We start from the raw sequence: 17,357 nt of genomic DNA, 5'->3' as shown, positions 1-17,357 counted from the left end.
GAAGGAGTTTTGGCTTAGGCTGCCCGGCATGAAGATCACAGTGGGGGGAGCCGCGGCCGGGTTGGTCTTCGGATCGCTTACGTCGCTCACCAACGTTCTGTCTTCGCCTTATGGGGAGATCGGGGCCCAGGTCGCGGGGAGTGTCTTGGCCAAGGTCAGCAAAGTTCTCAGTCTCCTACTCGACGCTGGGTGGTCTTGGGCTGCGCTGGCGGTGGCGGTCGGCTGGGTGGCCGGGTCGCGAATCCGAGGGGCGTTGGGTGGGGTCGTGGCGCTGGTGGCCGCGACAGTGTCGTACTACGTCATGGATTTGTATCTGTGGGATGCGGGCACGGACATGGTCTTTTGGCTGGTCGCGGGAGTGCCATTGGGGCTGATTCTTGGCGTGGTCGGTGCAGCCATCAGGCAGCCAGGTCTGCCTGGGCTGATCGCCGCCTTGATCGTTCCGGTCGGAGCAGCTGTGCAGATGGTGGTGATGCGCCCTGGCGAGGGCTTGGTCGATGCACTGCCCGCAACCGTAGCGGCAGGCATCGTCTGGACCGGGTCGGTGCTTGCTGCCGCTTGGGCCCTTCGTCGGTTTTGGTGTCAGCGTCGTGCTCTTGGCGCCGCGTAGTTGCCGGTGGCGAGGTCCCTCAGCAGCGCGGGGACCTGCGGGTTGTTCAGCCAGACGAGGCGGCCCTTGGGCCGGTCCATTCCGACAAGCAGGTCGTGCAGCGGGAGCAGGCGCGGGTTGGGGGCGGCCGGTGCCGTCCTCCAGGATGCTGGTGAGCCTGTTGGAGAGGGTGCAGCGTTCGCAGAGCCGACCGCCGAGGAGGAGGCCCTCGAAGCCGCAGCGGCTGCAGAAGAAGTCGCGGGTGATGCCGGCGCAGTCCCGGCAGAGCGGCTGGCCCTGATCGTTGCGGCCGGGCAGGAGCCGGTCACTGAACAACCTCAACAACCAAGATCAGCCGTTAATTTGACACACCCGCCCTCGGCGTGCGTCGCGTCAGCTTCGGCTCCCTTCTTCACCGGCACGCCCTGGGGGGCGTTGACGGCCGCCGAAGCCGTCCGCAACGGCCACCGGCCCACGGGCGCGGCCCCGGCTCACGACGAGGTTCGGGCCCTGAGCGGTGGATGACGGCCGTCGTGGTGGCTCAGGCCCCGCGCCGCCGTCCCAGCAGGCGGGCCTGCTCCTGTTCGAGTTCGCCGAACCGCCGGTGTGGCGCGGCGGCAGGTCGTCGTCGCGCCACGGGTGCGGTGTTCCGGGGTTCGGCTCAGCCAGGACTGCAGGTGACCGTCGGCCAGGTCCAGGTGCCGTTGGTCTGGATGGTGACGCCCCAGTTGTTGCCGTTGCCGTTGGGCCGGGCGGTGAGTACTTGGGCGCTGGGGTAGGAGGCGCTGATGTTCCAGGTGGCGATGATCTTCTCGGGGGAGGGGACGTTCATCGTCACGGTCCAGTTGTCGGAGCCGCTGACCGAGACGTTGAGGTTGTAGCGGTCGCTCCACTGCTGTCCCGCGGACAGGGTCGCGGTGCAGCCGCCACCGCCACCGCCGCCGGTGCCGCCACCGTCGGGAGCCACGGCGCGGCCGGTCTGCGGGGAGATCATGCCGGCGCACAGGCCGTGGTCGGCCAGCACCTGTGCGATCCGCGGGATCGCGGCGAGCGTGTTGGCGGGCCACTCGTGCATGAGGATGATCTGGCCGTCTGTGAGCCGGCCGGCGGCCTGCACGATCGCGTCGGTGCCGGCGCCGTTCCAGTCCTGTGAGTCGACGTCCCAAAGGATCTGGGTCAGCCCGTACTTGGCCTCGACCGACTGCAGCGTCGAGTTGGTCTCACCGTACGGCGGGCGGAACAGCTTCGGCGTGCCGCCGCCCGCCCCGGCAATGGCCTGCTGGGTCCGGGAGATCTCCGAGTCCATCTGGGACTGGCTTCCCTGGGTCAGATGCGGGTGGGTGTAGCTGTGGTTGCCGATCCACATGCCTGCCGCGACCTCGGCCTGGACCTTGGCCGGGTAGGCGGCCGCGTACTGGCCCTCGTTGAACATCGTGGCCCGCAGCCCGTTCTGCTTGAGCGCGTTGAGCAGGCTGGGCGTGTGGTCGTTGGACGGGCCGTCGTCGAAGGTGAGTCCGACGTACCCGTTGCACGTGGCGGCGTGCGACGGGGTGGCGTGGGTGGTGACGACGCCGGTCACGGCCATCGCGACGACGGCCAGTCCGGTGACCAGGGAGCGTAACGAGAGGTGGGGTCTGGTGCGCATGGGGACGAGTCCTCCTCGTGGGGGGTGCGACCGTGGTCGGGTGCCATGGGTCAGCCAGGACTGCAGGTGACCGTCGGCCAGGTCCAGGTGCCGTTGGTCTGGATGGTGACGCCCCAGTTGTTGCCGTTGCCGTTGGGCCGGGCGGTGAGTACTTGGGCGCTGGGGTAGGAGGCGCTGATGTTCCAGGTGGCGATGATCTTCTCGGGGGAGGGGACGTTCATCGTCACGGTCCAGTTGTCGGAGCCGCTGACCGAGACGTTGAGGTTGTAGCGGTCGCTCCACTGCTGTCCCGCGGACAGGGTCGCGGTGCAGCCGCCACCGCCACCGCCACCGCCGCCACCGCCACCACCGCCGCCGGATCCGGAGTCGCCCAGGGTGATGTTGGAGTTCCCGCTGCTCTGGTAACCCTCGGTCGCGAGGATCATGTAGTTGAAGGTGCCCAGGTTCATTCCGTTGCGGGCCCAGGCATCGAAGTGGTTGCCGGTGGTGATGGTTCCGCCCGTCCGCTTCGACTGCCGGACACTCCAGTACTGGTTGAAGGTCCGAGTGCCCTCGATGGAGGGGGCGTTGACCCGTGTCGTCTCGTAGATGTCGTACGTGCCGCCGTCGCTGGTGACGGTGCCCTTGTACGTTCCGGTGGGCCGGTAGGTGCCCCAGTTGTCCACGATGTAGTACTCGACGAGCGGGTTGGTCGTCCACCCGTAGAGGGACAGGTACGCGTTGCCGGACGGGTTGAAGCTGCCCGAGTAGGTGACACTCCTGCGTCCGCCGGTGCTCCAGCCCTTGCCGGCGACGAAGTTCCCGCTGTTGCTCCATGAGGTGCCGTAGGTGCCGCCGGAGCCCAGGTTCATGGAGACCGACCCGCCACCGTCGGTCCAGAAGGAGTAGTAGTAGCCGTTGTTGGTGCCGGTCTGGTTCGACGTGATGACCGTGTCGGCGTTGGCGGTGCCTGGCAGGACCAGCGCGACCAGGGCGACCAGGGCAAGGACGCAGGCGCTCCTGACGAGCGTCGTGAGGCGGCCGCGTCTGCGGCTGTTCGGACGTATGAGCGCGTTCAAGTGCACGTGTTTCCTCCTCGTGAAGGCCGGTGAGGGGCGGGTAGCGCGACACGCCCCGGTGCGGTCGCCGGCAGCCGGGAGGCGACGTCGACCACGCGTGGGTGCCGCGCAGCGTGCTGGTGCCCGGCCCAGGCCGCCGTGCGCTCGGCGACCGGAGGACCAGGCCACGGTGGCGACCGGAAGAGACCGTGCAGGTGGTCGGCCAACCGGCGAACAGTGTTGGTCCGCCCTCGTTGAGTGTCAACAGTTTCGGTTGATATTTCGAAAGCTTCGTACATGGAAGAATGGCCGAGGGATGTATCAGGCCTGGTAGATGGGCATGCCTGCCCGATCAGTGAAGGGCAAGGGGAGGAATTTCTCTCAGGAGGTCAACAGGCGATGCGAAACTTGCCGAAAGTTTCGAGGTCTTTCGCCCCCCCTGGCGGCCCGATGCTCGGCGCGGACGGCGCGGCGCCATGCTGTGCATGGCGTAATGAGCCGCTCCGGTGGCTGCGCGGGTCACCCTGTGCCGAGGCGGAGACCGGTGCGGGTGGCACGAAGGAGGTGGCGAACCCGGGGCATGGACGAGGAGAGCGTGGACCGGTCGGAGGGCTTCGGGGAACGGCTGCTCGGCGTGCTGCTGGACAGGGCACGGCTGGTGCCGCCGCAGCTGATCGCCCCGCTGATCGCGGAGGAAGTGGCCGGGATCGGAGGCCGTGACGTCTCCATCCTGCTCCAGGACTACGCGCAGGAGCTGCTGGTGCCGCTCGCCGGAAGGAACCTGCACATGGGCCAGCCCCAGCCGGTGGGCGACTCGCCTGCAGGCAGGGCCTTCCTGCGCGCGCACGTCGTCGAGGTGCCGCAGGCCCACGGCGGCGTGCGGATGTATCTGCCGCTGCTGGACGGCAGTGACCAGGTGGGTGTGATGGCTCTGACCCTGGACGCCGTCGGCGACGACGACCGGCGCCTGCTGTGCCGGCTCGCGGGTCTGGTGGCCGATTTGCTGGTCACCAAGAGCGCCTATACCGACCAGTTCTTCCAGGCCCGCCGCCGGGAGCCGATGAGCGTGTCCGCGGAGATCCAGTGGGCCCTGCTGCCGCCGCTGTCCATGTGCGTGCCGCAGGTCGAGGTGGCCGGCATCCTGGAGCCCGCCTACCGCGTCGCCGGCGACAGCTTCGACTACGCCCTCAACGACAGCATCCTGCACGCCGCGGTGATCGACGCGATGGGCCACGGCCTGGACGCCGCCGTGATGGCCACCATCGCCATCGGCGCCTACCGGCATGCCCGGCGCGTGTTCGTCAGCCTGGAGGAGAAGTACGCCTACATGGACGACGCCGTCTCCCGGGAGTTCGGTCCCGACCACTTCGTCACGGCGCAGCTCATGCATCTCAACATCGCCACCGGTGAGCTGGCGCTGGTCAACGCGGGCCATCCCGCACCGCTGCTGGTCCGCGACGGCCGGGTCGTACGGCAGCTGGAGAGCGCGACGACGCTGCCCGTCGGCTTCGGCGGTGAGCGGCCCCGGATCAGACAGCACATGCTCCAGCAGGGTGACCGGGTGCTGTGCTACACCGACGGCATCATCGAGGAGCACGTCGGCGACGGGGAGCTGTACGGCGAGGAGCGCCTCATCCGCTGCGTCAACCGGTTGGGGGAGCAGTCGTCGGAGGGGGTGCGGGCGGACCTGCGCCGGCTCTCCCACACGCTGAAGGCGGAACGGGGCGGGCGCACCAGCGACGACGCCACCCTCTTCATGATCGAATGGCACGGGGGTGCCGCGGACCACCTCGCGGTCCTCGACTGAGCGATCTCCACAACCTCACGTCCCCGCAACGGCCGTCGGCCGGCGCCGTCCGGAATCCGCTGCCGCGCACGTCCCGGCGGAGGCCGGTCGTCACCGTCCACTCTCCGCCTCTCCCTGCTTCTCCTCGCGCGGCCAGTGCGACAAGGCCACATGCAGGGCGTCGACGGCCTTGTCCCACGACGCCTGTACGTCCCGGGGCGCGCCGAAGCCGCCGGCGGCTTCGAGGGCGCAGTAGCCGTGGAACGTGCTCCGCAGCAGGCGTACGGCATCGGTCAGATCGGGTTCGTCGAGTCCGTAGGCGCGGAGCACGCCGTAGGTGATCTCGGCGGTGCGGCGCAGGGCGGGGGAGCCGGCGACGAGTGCCTGGTCGACACGGATCTGGGTGGCCGCGTACCGGCCCGGATGCCGGAGCGCGTACTCCCGGTAGGCGCCGGCGAAGGCGGCGAGCGCGTCCTTGCCCGCGCGCCCGGCGACCGCCGCGGCGATGTGCTCGATCAGCTCGCCACCGGCGAGCAGGGCGACGCGGGTGCGCAGGTCCGGCAGATTTCTGATGTGCGAGTACAGGCTCGCGTCCTTCACGCCGAAGTGCCGTGCCAGCGCGGACAGCGTGACGTTGTCGAACCCGGCCGCGTCCGCGAGATCGGCCGCCGCGGCGACGATCCGCTCGACGGTGAGCCCGGCACGGGCCATGGGGCAGCTCCTTACCCAGGGGTTTTGGGTAAGAGCCTAGGGCACACCGCTTTCCGGCCCACGCAGGTGTGCGATGGGCGTCCAGCCGGAGTCCGGAGGGCGTGCGGGGCCCGACCCTTCACCCGGTATCGCCTGCGACATCGAACGCCGGCACCGACGCGGTGGCGCCGTCCATCGGGGCCACCAGGCCGGGTCGACCGTTGACCGCGCACTCCAGAGCGTCAACTTGGCTACCGCACCGGTCCGTTCGGCGAAGAATCCGGCGATCTGCGCTGCGCCTTCCAGCGGGTGGAGTGAGGCCGGGACAAGTCCGGGCCTTCCAGCGGGTGGAGTGAGGCCGGGACAAGTCCGGCACCTTCGCCGGACGCCGTGGCGTCGGGGCCCGCAGGTCGAGGTGACCGACGTGCGGACCGACCGGCTGTCCTTGCGGCGGGGGCCCGTTGGCGAGAGCGGGCGCGGGCCGGCGCTCGTCGCCGCGGTCGCCAAGCGGTGGGGCGCCGAGCCGTGAGCGGGCCGCGCGTACAAAGTGGTCCGGGCCGAGGTGGAGGCGGCGGTCAGCGATCCCGGGCCAGGAGCGGTTTGACGTCCAGGACCGGGGTCTTGTCGAGGGCCTCCAGATGACGGACGTGGACGCGCGGGCCGACGATGTCGAGGAGGTGGACGTGGTGCAGGCCGATCGGGTTGGGGCGGTCGGGCGAGCGGGTGGCGAAGACGCCGGTGACCGGGCGGTCGGTGTCGCCGCGGGGATGAACGGCGAGTGTGTCACGGTCGGCGCGGTCCAGCCAGGTCAGCACCAGCACGTCGGTGCCCGGAGCCAGGCCGTCGAGGGCGGGGACGTAGGCGTCGTCGAAGACGAGCCAGGCGTCGGGGGCCGACTCGTCGGGCTGCCGGGGCGCCGCCGCCCGGTCGGTCAGCGGGGACTCGACGCGCCCGATCGGGCGCAGCACATACGACGTCACGGTTCCTCTGCCCTTCATCAGACGGACGTTCCGGCCGCGTGGGCCGCGCCCGTGGGGGAGATTCTGCCGTCCGCCGTGGCCGGCTCCCCGATGAACGAGGCTGCCTCGGCCTCGGTGCCGCCGGCGAGCCGGAGGAGGCGGTCGGCCACCGGCGCACGGGGCGGGCGTGTGAGGGGAGCGCCGTTGTTCAACTCCCGTCCCCGCGGCATGGGGCGGCGGTTCATGCCGCGGCGGGAGAGTGACGCCCGCTCACCCCAGGAGGATGCGATGAGAACGTGGCGCCGTGCGGGACAAGCAGCCGTTGCTGTGAGTGCCGTGAGTGCTTTGTGGCTGGCCCTGTCGACCGGGCCGGCGGCGGCCGGGCCGGTGGCGGCCGGGCACGGGGACAAACCGTTCGCGTTCGCCGTGATCGGCGACGTGCCCTACGGCGATCAGGCGATCGCCGACTTCCCCGCTGACATCAGGCAGATCAACGCCGACCCGGACGTGCAGTTCGTCGACCACCTCGGCGACATCAAGAACGGCTCGTCCGTCTGCAGCGACGACTACTTCAAGATGATCAAGTCGGACTTCGACATGTTCAAGGACCCGTTGGTCTACACCGTCGGGGACAACGAGTGGACCGACTGTCACCGGCCCAACAACGGGCCGTACAACCCGCTGGAGCGCCTGGCGGAGATCCGGAAGGTCTTCTTCCCCAGCCCGGGCCGGACGCTCGGGCAGCACAGCGTCCCGGTGGCCTCGCAGGCCGAGGAGGGTTACCCCGAGAACGTCCGGTACACCCGGGCCGGTGTCGCGTTCGCGGCCCTGCACATCGTGGGCAGCAACAACAGCATGGCGCCGTGGACCGGCAACACGGCGCCCACCCCGGAACAGAGCGCCGAGGTCCTGGGCCGTACGGCCGCCGTGGTCCAGTCGGTCCACGCCACCTTCGACGCGGCCCGCCGCGCCCACAACAAGGCCGTGGTGCTCCTCACCCAGGCCGACATGTTCGACCCGACCGTCACCGACCCGTCCTTCGCGGACTACTACGCCTTCCAGCCGATCGTCAGGGCGATCGCCCAGGAGTCGGCGGACTTCGGCCGGCCGGTGTACCTGTTCAACGGCGACAGCCACGTCTACACCAGCGACAGTCCTTTGTCGGACGGCTCCAGGTGGCTGTCCCTCTACGGTGTGACGACCCCCGCGAACAACCTGCACCGCATCACCTGCGACGGGTCGGGCAACGCGCACGACTACCTGAAGGTGACCGTCGAACCGGGCAGCAGCCGGGTCCTCACCTGGACCAGGGTGCCCTTCGCGTCCTGAAGGGACCGGGTGCGGCCCGAGGAACTCCCCCCGGACTCCTCGGGCCTCGCCCGGCCGACGCAGGAGGCCAGGCACCCCCGTACCCACGGCCTGCCTCCTGCGGTCGACACCGGTCCCATCGTCGCCGCCCGGTCTCCATCCGTCATTGGTGCACAGCGCACGGACTGTTGACGTTCCGCGCACGCCATACTGGGGCGCGGGGCCGTGCCGATGAGAAGGGTGGGGGCCGACGGGTGACCGAACTCAACAGCCGGGACCTGCCGGCAGCCGAGCGGCTGGACTGGTTTTGCGAACTGGTGGCCCGCGACATGGCGCCCCACGACATCGTCACCGAGCACGTCTCGGATTTCGACGCCTCGGCGACGCTGCTGCCGCTGGGCGATCGCATCGGGGTCTCCAGCGTCGCGTTCCCCGCCATGCGGTCGATCCGCACACGGCGTCTCATCCGGCGCTCCGATCCCGAACTGTGGGTACTGGCCCTGGTGGTCAAGGGCGTCATGCAGCGGGAGCAGGGCGGCAACCACGTCAACCCGGGTCCCGGCGACCTGGTGCTCTACGACACCTCCCAGCCGTACTGGGCATCGATCGGCACCGACGACGTGGCCCAGTCCATCGTGCTGCACCTGCCCCGGCGTTCGGTGCCCGTTCCGGAACAGGCGCTGCGTCGGCTCGTGGCCACCGTGCTGCCGTCCACGACCGGCATCGGCGCCCTGCTGAGCCAGTTGCTCCGCGGACTCGTCGAGCAGGGGCCGGCACTCGAAGCCGGTCGCACCCCCCGGCTGTCCTCCGCGGTGGTCGACCTGACCACCGCGTTCCTGGCATCCCTGAGCGACGACGAGGGACCGCAGACCGCGTCGGCGCGGCGGGCGGCGCAACTGCACCGGATCAAGTCCTTCATCCGCTCCCGGCTCGGCGAGCCGGAGCTGACTCCCACGGCCGTCGCCGCCGCCCACCACATCTCGCCGCGCGCCCTGCACTACCTGTTCCGGGAGGACGGCCGGACCGTCGGCCAATACATCCGCGAGCAGCGGCTGGAGCGCTGCCGGGCCGAGCTCACCGACCCGCGGGCGGCCGGGCGGAGCGTTGCCGCGATCGCGAACCGCGCGGGTTTCTGCGATCCCGCCGCCTTCAGCCGGGCCTTCAAGGCGCGCTACGGAATGCCCCCGGCGGAATACCGCCGCAGCCAGGGGCGGTCGCAGTCGTGAGCCGGATGCGCGGGAATCCCCGGACGTACCTGGGCGTGGCCGCCGCCGTATGCGCCGCGGCCCTCCTCGCTTGGGTGACGGCCCGGACGCACCCACCGGCCCGGACGCACGCACCGGGGAAGACGGGGGCGGTGTCCCCGCCTCCCGTCCATGCCGGATTCGACTACCAGATCGGTGGGCCCTACACTCCGCCGGCCGGGGTGCGGGTGGTCATCCGCGACCACCAGGCGTCCCCGGCCGCCGGCCTGTACAACGTCTGCTACGTCAACGCGTTCCAGGCGCAGTCCGAAGCCGAGAAGGAGTGGGACGCGGACCTGCTGCTGCGCGATTCCGCGGGCAAGGTCGTCTACGACGACCAGTGGGGCGAGGCCCTGCTGGACCTGCGCACCGACGCCGGGCGCCGGCGGGTGGCCATGAAGGTGAATGCGTGGATCGACGAGTGCGCCGCCAAGGGCTTCAACGCCGTCGAACCGGACAACTACGACAGCTACACCCGCTCGCGGGGGCTCCTCGACGCCGCTGACGCGCAGGCGTTCATCACCCTGCTGTCCGGCCGCGCGCACGCCGACGGGCTGGCGATCGCCCAGAAGAACACCGCCGAACTGGCGGGCAGCCGCCGGAAGAACGGTCTGGACTTCGCGGTCACCGAAGAGTGCGGGAGGTACGACGAGTGCGGCACCTATGCCGACGCGTTCGGCGACCACGTGCTCGACATCGAGTACTCCGGTGACGGCATGGCGCGGGCGTGCTCCCGCTGGGGCCGGAGGCTGAGCATCGTCCGGCGTGACCTCGCCGTCTCCCCGGCGGGGAGCGGCGGACACCTCCGCAGGACCTGCTGAGAGCAGGGCCGGCCAAAGAAGCAGACCAGGGCCACGGCCTTCGGCGCCTGATCGGCCCGGGTGCCGCGTTGTCCGCCGCGGCCGTGCCCGGGGGACCCGGATGGCCTGTGCGCCACCCTCGGGAGCCGACCGCGCCCACCGGCCCGCCCGCGCGTCGTACGGTGGTACCTCTTGAAGGTGCGTGCGCCCCGAGCGGGCGAGGCGTGAGGGGGAGCAACCGGTGCGGGGGACGCGACCGCCGGGGTACGGCCGGGACTTCGGGATCTTCTGGGCGGCGCAGACCCTCTCGGTCCTCGGGGACTCCTTCGCCCTGATCGCGCTGCCGCTGCTGGTGCTGGAGGCGACCGGGTCCATCGCGCGCATGGGGCTGCTGACGGCCGCCGGGGGCGCGGCGTCGGTGCTCGCCGGGGTCTTCGCCGGGGTCGTGGTGGACCGGGTCGACCGCAGAAGGCTGCTCATCGCCTGCGATGCCGTCCGCATGGTCCTCTACGCGCTGATCCCGCTGGTGTGGCTGGCCGGGCCGCGGATCTGGCTGCTGTACGCGGTGCTGCCGGTGTGCGAGGTCGTCGGCATGGTGTTCTCGGTCGCGTACGTCACCGTGGTGCGCGGCCTCGTGGAGGGTGAGCGGATCACCGCCGCCAACGGGCGGCTGAACGCGACCGCCGCGGCGGCCGGGGTGGCGGGACCGCTGTGTGCGGGCGTCGTCGCGGCCTGGGCAGGACCCGCCGCAGCCGTCGCGGTGGACGCGGCGAGCTTCGGCGTGTCGGCGCTCTGCCTGGGCTTTGTGCGGTTCCGGCCGGACACGCCGCCCGGCCCGGCGCCGGACCGCAAGGGGCTGTGGCGGGACCTGGTGGCCGGGGCGTCCTTCCTGCGCCGCCACCCGGTGCTGCGGGTGCTGACCCTGCTGCTCGCGGTGTTCAGCTTTCTGGAGCTCGGCCTGAACGACCTGCTCATCTACCACCTCAAGCACGACCTGGGGCAGCGCGACGGAACGGTCGGCACCGTCCTCGCGGTCGGGGCGCTCGGCAGCATCACCGGGGCCCTGCTGGTGGCCCGGGTGCGCCGCGGTCTCGGCTTCGGCCCCACCTGGATCGGCGCGGTGGCCGTCTGCGGCTGCGCCCTGGGCGGCATCGGCTGGGCCCGCGGCGTACCGGCCGTCGCCTTCCTGGCCGCGGTGTTCCTCGGCGGCGTCGGCGTCGCGGGGACGTGCTCCATGTCCCTGCGCCAGGAGGTGACCCCGCGGCACCTGCTGGGACGGGTCACCTCCGCGTTCTGGACCCTCCACTACGCGGCGGCCCCGGTCGGCGCGGCCGTCGTCACCTGGGCCGCGCAGCACCACGGCACGGCGCCGGTGGGGGCGGTGGCCGGTGCCTGCTGCGTGGGCGTGGCGGCCCTGGCGCTGCTCACCCCGGTCCGCGCCCGCCGTCCGGAGGCGGCCGCCGAGGCCGCGTGAGTGTCCGTGCGCATGGCGTCACTTGGTCCGACCGAACCATGGTCCCCCCTGGCGATATGGCCGGGCGAGCGAGGCAGGGGGAATCCATGACCGGGTCGACGGGCTGGGAGCCGCTGCCGCGTGCGCGGACCTACGAGCTGGTGCTGGAGCGGATCGAGCAGCTCATCCTGGACGGGACGCTGAGAGTGGGCGACCGGTTGCCGCCGGAGCGGGAGCTGGTCGAACTCCTCGGCGTCAGCCGGGCGGCGATCCGCGAGGCCCTGCGCGTCCTGGAGGCTCAGGGGGCTCTTCGTCCGCGCGTCGGCACGGGCCCGGACTCCGGCAATGTGATCGCCGCGATGCCCAGCGCCGGCCTGACCCAGTTCCTGCGTCTGCACATCGCGCTCGCGAACTTCCCGCTCGACGATGTGATGGAGGCGCGCGCGGCGCTGGAGCGCTGCAGTGCGCAACTGGCCGCCGAGCAGGCCACGGAGGAGGACCTGGCCGCTCTGCGCGGGCTGCTGGAGCGCATGGACGAGCCGGGGCTGTCGCGCGAGTGGTTCAACGACCTGGACACCGAGTTCCATGTCGCCATCGCCGAGGCGGGCGGCAACCGTCTGGTCGCCGACATGACCATCGCCGTGCGCAACGCCGTGCGGCACACCTTCCTGGACGTCTTCCACCGCATCGAGGACTGGGAGGCGGTTGCCGGGCGCCTGCGCGCAGACCACCACGCCGTGTACGACGCCATCGCCGCCCGGGACGCGGAACGCGCGGGTGACACGGTGGAGCGGCACATCCGCGCGATCCACCACGACGTCATCCACCCCGAGCTCTGACCCGGCCCGTCCGTCACGGCGGCGGCCGTGCGGGTGGGAGGCCCCACGTGCGTGGTCGGCCGGGGCCCGCTGCCTCCGGCTCGGAGCGTGCAGTGTGCAGCCGGTGCCGGCGCCGGCGCCGGCGCCGAACGGCCGACGGGGTCAAGGGGTCCTCATGTCTGCTCCGCCTGTTCGGCGGGGACGCTCTCGCGCTGGAGGAAGGTGTTCAGCAGCTCGCCGACCCGGTGCTCGGCATCGGCGGGGAGGCGCAGGGAGAACCGTGGGGTCGACGGTGTAGCCGTTGCGGCGGCCGACGCGGGTACGGGTGAGGTGGCCGGCGTTTTCGAGGTCGGCGACAATGACCTGGACGGCGCGTTCGGTGATGCCGATCGGGGCGGCGACGCCGCGCAGCCGCATCTCGGGGTCTCGCGCGAGGTGCGGCAGGACCCTTGCGTGGTCGGTGAGGAACGTCCAGGTTTCGCAGCGGGTGGCGGGGCCCGGTCGTGGTCCTCATCCTACGATCGCCGCTCCGTGTCCGGCCGCCCGCCCAGCGGGGCACTCGGGCTGGCGGAGGATGCCGCGATCCGCGGCGGGCCGCCCGTCCACGCTGCCGCCCCGGTCCCCTGGACGCCGCTCGCCACGGCCTCGCCCCCTCCGTGACCGTCGTGCCCGGTGAAGCCCCGCCGGGCCCACGCCAGGTGAAGGAGGCGATCGCCGTGAACGACCCGCCCCTCCCCGTCCCGCTGTGGGCGTGGGCCGCGGTGACCCTCGGCATCGCCGTGATGCTCGCGGTCGACCTGCTGGCCCACCGCGACAGCCATGTGATCGGGTTCCGTGAGGCGGCGATCTGGAGCGCTGTCTGGATCGCCGTCGGTCTCGGCTTCGGCCTCGCTGTGCTGGCTTGGCAGGGCGGGGACGCGGCCTCCACCTACTACGCCGGCTATCTGATCGAAAAGGCCCTGTCGATCGACAACATCTTCGTCTTCGCCCTGGTCTTCTCGTTCTTCGCCGTCCCCGACGCCTACCAGCACAAGGTGTTGTTCTGGGGCGTCATCGGTGCGCTGGCGGCCCGGCTGGTGTTCATCGTCGTCGGCGTCGAACTGCTCCGGGTCTTCTTCTGGACCGCCTACCTCTTCGGCGCTTTCCTGATCTGGACCGGCTGGAAGATGGCCTTCTCCGAGGACGAGGAGGTCCATCCCGACCACAACCCGGTGGTGCGCCTCGTCAAGAAGATCATTCCCACCGATGCGCGGTTCCACGGCGACAGGTTCGTCACCCGCGTCAGCGGACGCCGGGTGGCGACCTTGTTGTTCGTGGTCCTGGTCGCCGTCGAGGCCACCGACCTGATCTTCGCCATCGACTCGGTCGCTGCCGTCCTGGCCATCACCACCAACACGTTCCTGGTGTGGACCGCCAACGCCTTCGCCGTCCTGGGCCTGCGCAGCCTGTACTTCTGCCTCGCCGGACTTCTGCGCCGCTTCGTCTACCTGCACTACGGCCTGGCCGTCCTGCTCGCCTTCGCCGGAGTCAAACTCATCCTGTCCGAGACCCCCGTCGGGAAGCTGCCCATCCCTCTCACCCTCGGCTTCATCGCCGCCACCATCACCATCTCGATCGCATGGTCGGTGATCGCCACCCGCGACCTGGCCCCCGGAACCGGCAGGCCCGAAAGTGTCGGCACCGACACCGCTGACCACCCCGGCCCCGGACCCGGCCCCGGACCCGGCCCCGGACCCGGCCCCGGACCCGGCCCCGGCACCCGAACCGAACCGGGCCCTGCCACGGACCGCGCGGACCCGCGCCAACGGGGAGCGCCATGACCCGGGGTTCCCCGTCAGCCCGGTGGGCGGGGGCGTTTGGGGCGCCGCGGGCGAAGCGCCGTAGCGCCTTCGAGGAGGGAACAGGGCCCGCCGTGACGGCCGTGCGCGCCTGACGGAGGTGCGCACCTGGTGGCCGTCGCGAGAGAGCCGGCCGGCGCCCCGGCGCCGGTGCGCAGGGAAGACGTGCCTCAGGCGAGCCCTGGGGACGGGCAGGGAGGGCGATGGCGCCGCCCGTCACTCGGCCGGACCGAGCTCCCGGGCATGGATATCGCCTTTGTTCCCCACTTCCAGCATCACGGCGCTTGCGCTCGTCAACGACACCGTGGTTCCCCCTCCGGCTTCGAGCGACCCCGCCGGGACCGGCGCCGACCACGGCACTGCCCCCCGTGAACCCCACGGCGGTCATGGAGAGTCTTCCCGCCCACGAGCGGAGGAAGCCGGTCTCGGACGGGTCACCGCCCAAGGGAGACGGCTGCCACCTCGCCGTTTCCCAGGGCGCTCAGTCGAGACAGAACTCGTTGCCCTCGATGTCCTGCATCAGGATGCACGACTCGTCGTGTTCATCGGCAACCAGCAGTCGCACGCGTGTCGCGCCGAGCGCGACCAGCCGTGCGCACTCGGCTTCGAGCGCGGCGAGGCGCTCTTCACCCACGAGCCCGGTGCCGACTCGCACGTCGAGATGCACCCGATTCTTGACGACCTTGCCTTCGGGGACACGCTGGAAGTACAGCCGCGGGCCCACGCCCGAGGGATCACCGCAGGCGAACGCCGAACCCTGCCGCTCAGGTGGCAGAGAGCGATCGAAATCGTCCCAGGTGGCGAACCCCTCCGGTGGCGGCGGTACGACGTACCCCAGCACCTCGCACCAGAAGCGGGCGACGCGTTCGGGTTCTGCGCAGTCGAAGGTGACTTGGACCTGCTTGATCGATGGCATCGGCGCACCATAGCAGGGCAGCTCCAGTGGTCGTTTCCCGGTGTGGATCCGCAGGTTGACGGGAGGACGGCCCCTCCGCCGTTCAGGCGGCGCGCGCACGGAAGTGGCCGTCGCCGAAGTGCGCCTGGCCCAGGAAGAAGCGGCAACCCCGGGAACGGGCGTCCCCGCGGCGGTGCCGGCGGCCGGGGAACCGGCCGGGCACGGGCGGCCGCGGGGCCGTGTCGGTCAGCCGGTCTCCGAGAGCACGAAGGAGAACTCCGCGGGCCCCGCCCGCAGGACGTACCGCGGCAGCGGGCCCGGACCGCACGACTGGGAGCCGATGGCGTCCAGGCCCTGGCCGATCCGCTCGACCTCCTCGTGGAAGGCGTACATGCGCGAGTACATGTCCGTGTCACGGCAGGTGGGGTCGCCCTCGTAGTGCACGAGCCGGGAGGGGTCCCGGCCGTGGATCCACCCGGCCATCGCCGTCTGGCCGCGACCCTTGCCGGCCTCGTTGCCCAGGGACCAGATGACGACCGACGGGTGGTTCTTGTCGCGCTCCACCATGCGGGCGGCGCGGTCGAGGAGCGCCGGGGTCCAGCGGTCGTCGTCGACCGGGTTGTCGCGCCAGTCCTGCTCGACGAAGCCGTGGGTCTCCAGGTCGCACTCGTCGACGACCCACAGGCCCAGCTCGTCGCACAGGTCGAGGAAGGCGGGTGGGGCGGGTAGTGCGAGGTGCGCACGGTGTTGATGTTGTGCCGCTTCATCAGCAGCACGTCCTCCCGCATGGTCTCCAGGTCGAGGGCGCGGCCCCGCTCCGGGTGCCACTCGTGCCGGTTGACGCCCTTGAACAGGACCGGCCGTCCGTTGACCTTGATCAGGCCGTCCTCCAGGGCGACCGTGCGGAAGCCGATCCGCAGCGGCACCCGCTCGCCCTCCGTGGCGAGCACGCCGTCGTACAGCCTCGGCGTCTCCGCGGTCCACGGTTCGACGCGGACCGTCGCGGACTCGCCGGTGGCGACATCCATGTCGAGGGCGGGCACGGTGACCCGCCCGTCCACGTCCGAGTCGACCCTGAGCGTGCCCTCGCCGGTGACATGGTCGTAGGAGGCGTGCACGAAGAAGTCGAGGACGCCGCCCGCCGGGCGGTGCAGCAGCGTGACGTCCCGGAAGATGCCGGGCAGCCACCACTGGTCCTGGTCCTCCAGGTACGAGCCCGCGGACCACTGGTGGACCCGGACGGCGAGCACGTTGCCGGCGGGCCGGAGCAGATGCCCGACGGCGAACTCGTGCGGCAGCCGCGAGCCCTTGAACTCGCCGAGGCCGGTGCCGTTCAGCCAGACGCGGGCGCAGGACTCCACGCCGTCGAAGCGCAGCACCGCCCCGCCGTCCGACGGCCAGTCGGACGGCAGGTCGAAGGTCCGCAGATGGTCGCCGGTCGGGTTCTCGGTCGGCACCCGGGGCGGGTCGACCGGGAACGGGTAGAGGTGGTTGGTGTAGACGGGGGAGCCGTGGCCCTGCAGGACCCAGTGCCCCGGGACGGAGATCTCGGCCCAGTCCGCCACGTCGTATCCGGGCTCGGCGAACGAGTCGTCCTCGGCGTCGGCGGTCGCCGACAACCGCAAGCGCCACCTGCCGTTCAGGGAAAGGGACGGGGCGTCCGAGGACGCGTACCGGGCGCGCGGCGGCAGTGCCCCGCTGCCCGGCGAGACGTCCTCGACGTAGTCGATGGCCGTAGAGGTGCGGAAAGACATCGGTCTCCTAGCTCAGCCCTTGATTCCGGTCTGTGTGATCCCCTGCACCAGCCAGCGCTGGAGGAAGAGGAACACGAACAACAACGGAATCAGGAAGAGGAGGGCCGCGACCCCGGTGGCGAGGTACAGGCCGCCGTTACCGATGACGCCGCCCCGCCGCACCCGTCGCGGCGGCCGGGCCCGGGATGTGGTGGCAGTGGTCACTTGGACTCGTCTCCCCTTCCCAAGCCCATGATCCTGCCCTGCGCCAGGGTGACCGCGCAGATCAGCAGGGTGAGGACGACCGCCCCCGCGCTGCCGGCGCCGTAGTCCTGGTTCTCGCCGAGGGATCCCAGAGGTCGGCCGGGGCGCCGAGGAGCAGATGGCCGCTGGCGAACAGCGTGCGCATCTTCTTCAGCTTGATCTAGCGCGGAACCCCGGGCGTTCACGCCCGGGAGGAAGCGCTTTTCTGGATTGCTCTGACCCGCGGGTGCCCTTGGGTCTGCGCTGTTGACCTCAGCCAGGTCGTTTCTGGTTCTCGATGTACTCCTTGATGATCTCC

At 71.0% G+C, this 17,357-nt stretch carries 15 protein-coding genes and 3 pseudogenes; 8 read left to right on the top strand and 10 right to left on the bottom strand.

Going from position 1 to position 17,357, the window contains the following annotated elements:
* Positions 1–28: 28 nt before the first annotated feature.
* The gene (locus ACFSL4_RS11325) at positions 29–610 is read left to right on the top strand and encodes a hypothetical protein (RefSeq protein ID WP_381081238.1); all 582 of its coding nucleotides are present in this window, start codon (positions 29–31) and stop codon (positions 608–610) included.
* A gap of 640 nt (positions 611–1,250) precedes the next feature.
* On the opposite strand, the gene ACFSL4_RS11320 is transcribed toward ACFSL4_RS11325, so the two are convergent.
* Positions 1,251–2,234 carry a polysaccharide deacetylase family protein gene (locus ACFSL4_RS11320; protein WP_381081236.1) on the bottom strand — a complete coding sequence of 328 codons (984 nt, stop codon included), beginning with the start codon at positions 2,232–2,234 and terminating at the stop codon, positions 1,251–1,253.
* A gap of 50 nt (positions 2,235–2,284) precedes the next feature.
* Positions 2,285–3,292 carry a glycoside hydrolase family 11 protein gene (locus tag ACFSL4_RS11315; RefSeq protein ID WP_381081333.1) on the bottom strand — a complete coding sequence of 336 codons (1,008 nt, stop codon included), beginning with the start codon at positions 3,290–3,292 and terminating at the stop codon, positions 2,285–2,287.
* 559 nt (positions 3,293–3,851) lie between these two features.
* On the opposite strand from ACFSL4_RS11315, the gene ACFSL4_RS11310 reads away from it, so the two are divergent.
* Entirely contained in the window at positions 3,852–5,078 is a 1,227-nt protein-coding gene (locus ACFSL4_RS11310) for a PP2C family protein-serine/threonine phosphatase (protein WP_381081234.1), read from the top strand.
* Between the two features lie 90 nt (positions 5,079–5,168).
* On the opposite strand, the gene ACFSL4_RS11305 is transcribed toward ACFSL4_RS11310, so the two are convergent.
* From ACFSL4_RS11305 to ACFSL4_RS11295, 3 genes are all read right to left on the bottom strand, one after another.
* On the bottom strand, positions 5,169–5,768 hold the full coding sequence (locus ACFSL4_RS11305; protein ID WP_381081232.1) for a TetR/AcrR family transcriptional regulator: 600 nt from the start codon (positions 5,766–5,768) through the stop codon (positions 5,169–5,171).
* Between the two features lie 554 nt (positions 5,769–6,322).
* Positions 6,323–6,745, bottom strand: coding sequence for a tRNA (N6-threonylcarbamoyladenosine(37)-N6)-methyltransferase TrmO (tsaA, locus tag ACFSL4_RS11300; RefSeq protein ID WP_381081230.1), 423 nt, complete (start codon positions 6,743–6,745; stop codon positions 6,323–6,325).
* Positions 6,745–6,876, bottom strand: coding sequence for a hypothetical protein (locus tag ACFSL4_RS11295; RefSeq protein ID WP_381081228.1), 132 nt, complete (start codon positions 6,874–6,876; stop codon positions 6,745–6,747). Before ACFSL4_RS11295 ends, tsaA begins: the two co-directional genes overlap by 1 nt.
* Positions 6,877–7,042: 166 nt before the next feature.
* Here ACFSL4_RS11295 and ACFSL4_RS11290 point away from each other — a divergent pair, with 166 nt between their 5' ends.
* The 5 genes from ACFSL4_RS11290 to ACFSL4_RS11270 all read left to right on the top strand — a co-directional run bounded on the left by ACFSL4_RS11290 (position 7,043) and on the right by ACFSL4_RS11270 (position 12,350).
* The gene (locus ACFSL4_RS11290; protein WP_381081226.1) at positions 7,043–8,035 is read left to right on the top strand and encodes a hypothetical protein; all 993 of its coding nucleotides are present in this window, start codon (positions 7,043–7,045) and stop codon (positions 8,033–8,035) included.
* Between the two features lie 233 nt (positions 8,036–8,268).
* Positions 8,269–9,240, top strand: a complete 972-nt coding sequence (locus tag ACFSL4_RS11285; protein ID WP_381081224.1) for an AraC-like ligand-binding domain-containing protein — start codon at positions 8,269–8,271, stop codon at positions 9,238–9,240.
* 5 nt (positions 9,241–9,245) lie between these two features.
* Positions 9,246–10,079 (top strand): endo alpha-1,4 polygalactosaminidase, encoded by an 834-nt coding sequence (locus ACFSL4_RS11280; RefSeq protein ID WP_381081222.1) that lies wholly within the window; start codon positions 9,246–9,248, stop codon positions 10,077–10,079.
* Positions 10,080–10,299: 220 nt separating this feature from the next.
* Entirely contained in the window at positions 10,300–11,532 is a 1,233-nt protein-coding gene (locus tag ACFSL4_RS11275; RefSeq protein ID WP_381081220.1) for an MFS transporter, read from the top strand.
* An 86-nt stretch (positions 11,533–11,618) separates the two neighbouring features.
* Positions 11,619–12,350, top strand: coding sequence for a FadR/GntR family transcriptional regulator (locus ACFSL4_RS11270; RefSeq protein WP_381081218.1), 732 nt, complete (start codon positions 11,619–11,621; stop codon positions 12,348–12,350).
* A gap of 152 nt (positions 12,351–12,502) precedes the next feature.
* On the opposite strand, the pseudogene ACFSL4_RS11265 reads toward ACFSL4_RS11270, so the two are convergent.
* Positions 12,503–12,773, bottom strand: a pseudogene (locus ACFSL4_RS11265) (transcriptional regulator).
* A 272-nt stretch (positions 12,774–13,045) separates the two neighbouring features.
* Here ACFSL4_RS11265 and ACFSL4_RS11260 point away from each other — a divergent pair.
* A complete protein-coding gene (locus tag ACFSL4_RS11260) occupies positions 13,046–14,149 on the top strand; it encodes a TerC family protein (RefSeq protein ID WP_381081216.1) in 1,104 nt (367 codons plus the stop codon).
* A 499-nt stretch (positions 14,150–14,648) separates the two neighbouring features.
* Here the strand turns inward: ACFSL4_RS11260 and ACFSL4_RS11255 are convergent, their stop codons facing one another.
* The 4 genes and pseudogenes from ACFSL4_RS11255 to ACFSL4_RS11240 all read right to left on the bottom strand — a co-directional run.
* Positions 14,649–15,083: a VOC family protein gene (locus tag ACFSL4_RS11255; protein WP_381081214.1), complete on the bottom strand. Its 435-nt coding sequence runs from the start codon at positions 15,081–15,083 to the stop codon at positions 14,649–14,651.
* Positions 15,084–15,407: 324 nt separating this feature from the next.
* A pseudogene (locus ACFSL4_RS11250) lies at positions 15,408–16,816 on the bottom strand (glycoside hydrolase family 2 TIM barrel-domain containing protein); the annotation flags it as partial.
* Positions 16,817–16,828: 12 nt separating this feature from the next.
* Positions 16,829–17,020, bottom strand: a complete 192-nt coding sequence (locus ACFSL4_RS11245) for a hypothetical protein (protein ID WP_381081340.1) — start codon at positions 17,018–17,020, stop codon at positions 16,829–16,831.
* Positions 17,017–17,145 (bottom strand): annotated as a pseudogene (locus tag ACFSL4_RS11240) (sugar ABC transporter permease); the annotation flags it as partial. The pseudogene ACFSL4_RS11240 and the gene ACFSL4_RS11245, both read right to left, overlap by 4 nt.
* Positions 17,146–17,357: the final 212 nt, after the last annotated feature.

This window comes from Streptomyces caeni (assembly GCF_042678285.1).
GTDB lineage: Bacteria > Actinomycetota > Actinomycetes > Streptomycetales > Streptomycetaceae > Streptomyces > Streptomyces caeni.
The sequence above is the reverse complement of the archived record's forward strand: the minus strand, read 5'-3'. Positions and strand labels throughout refer to the sequence as shown.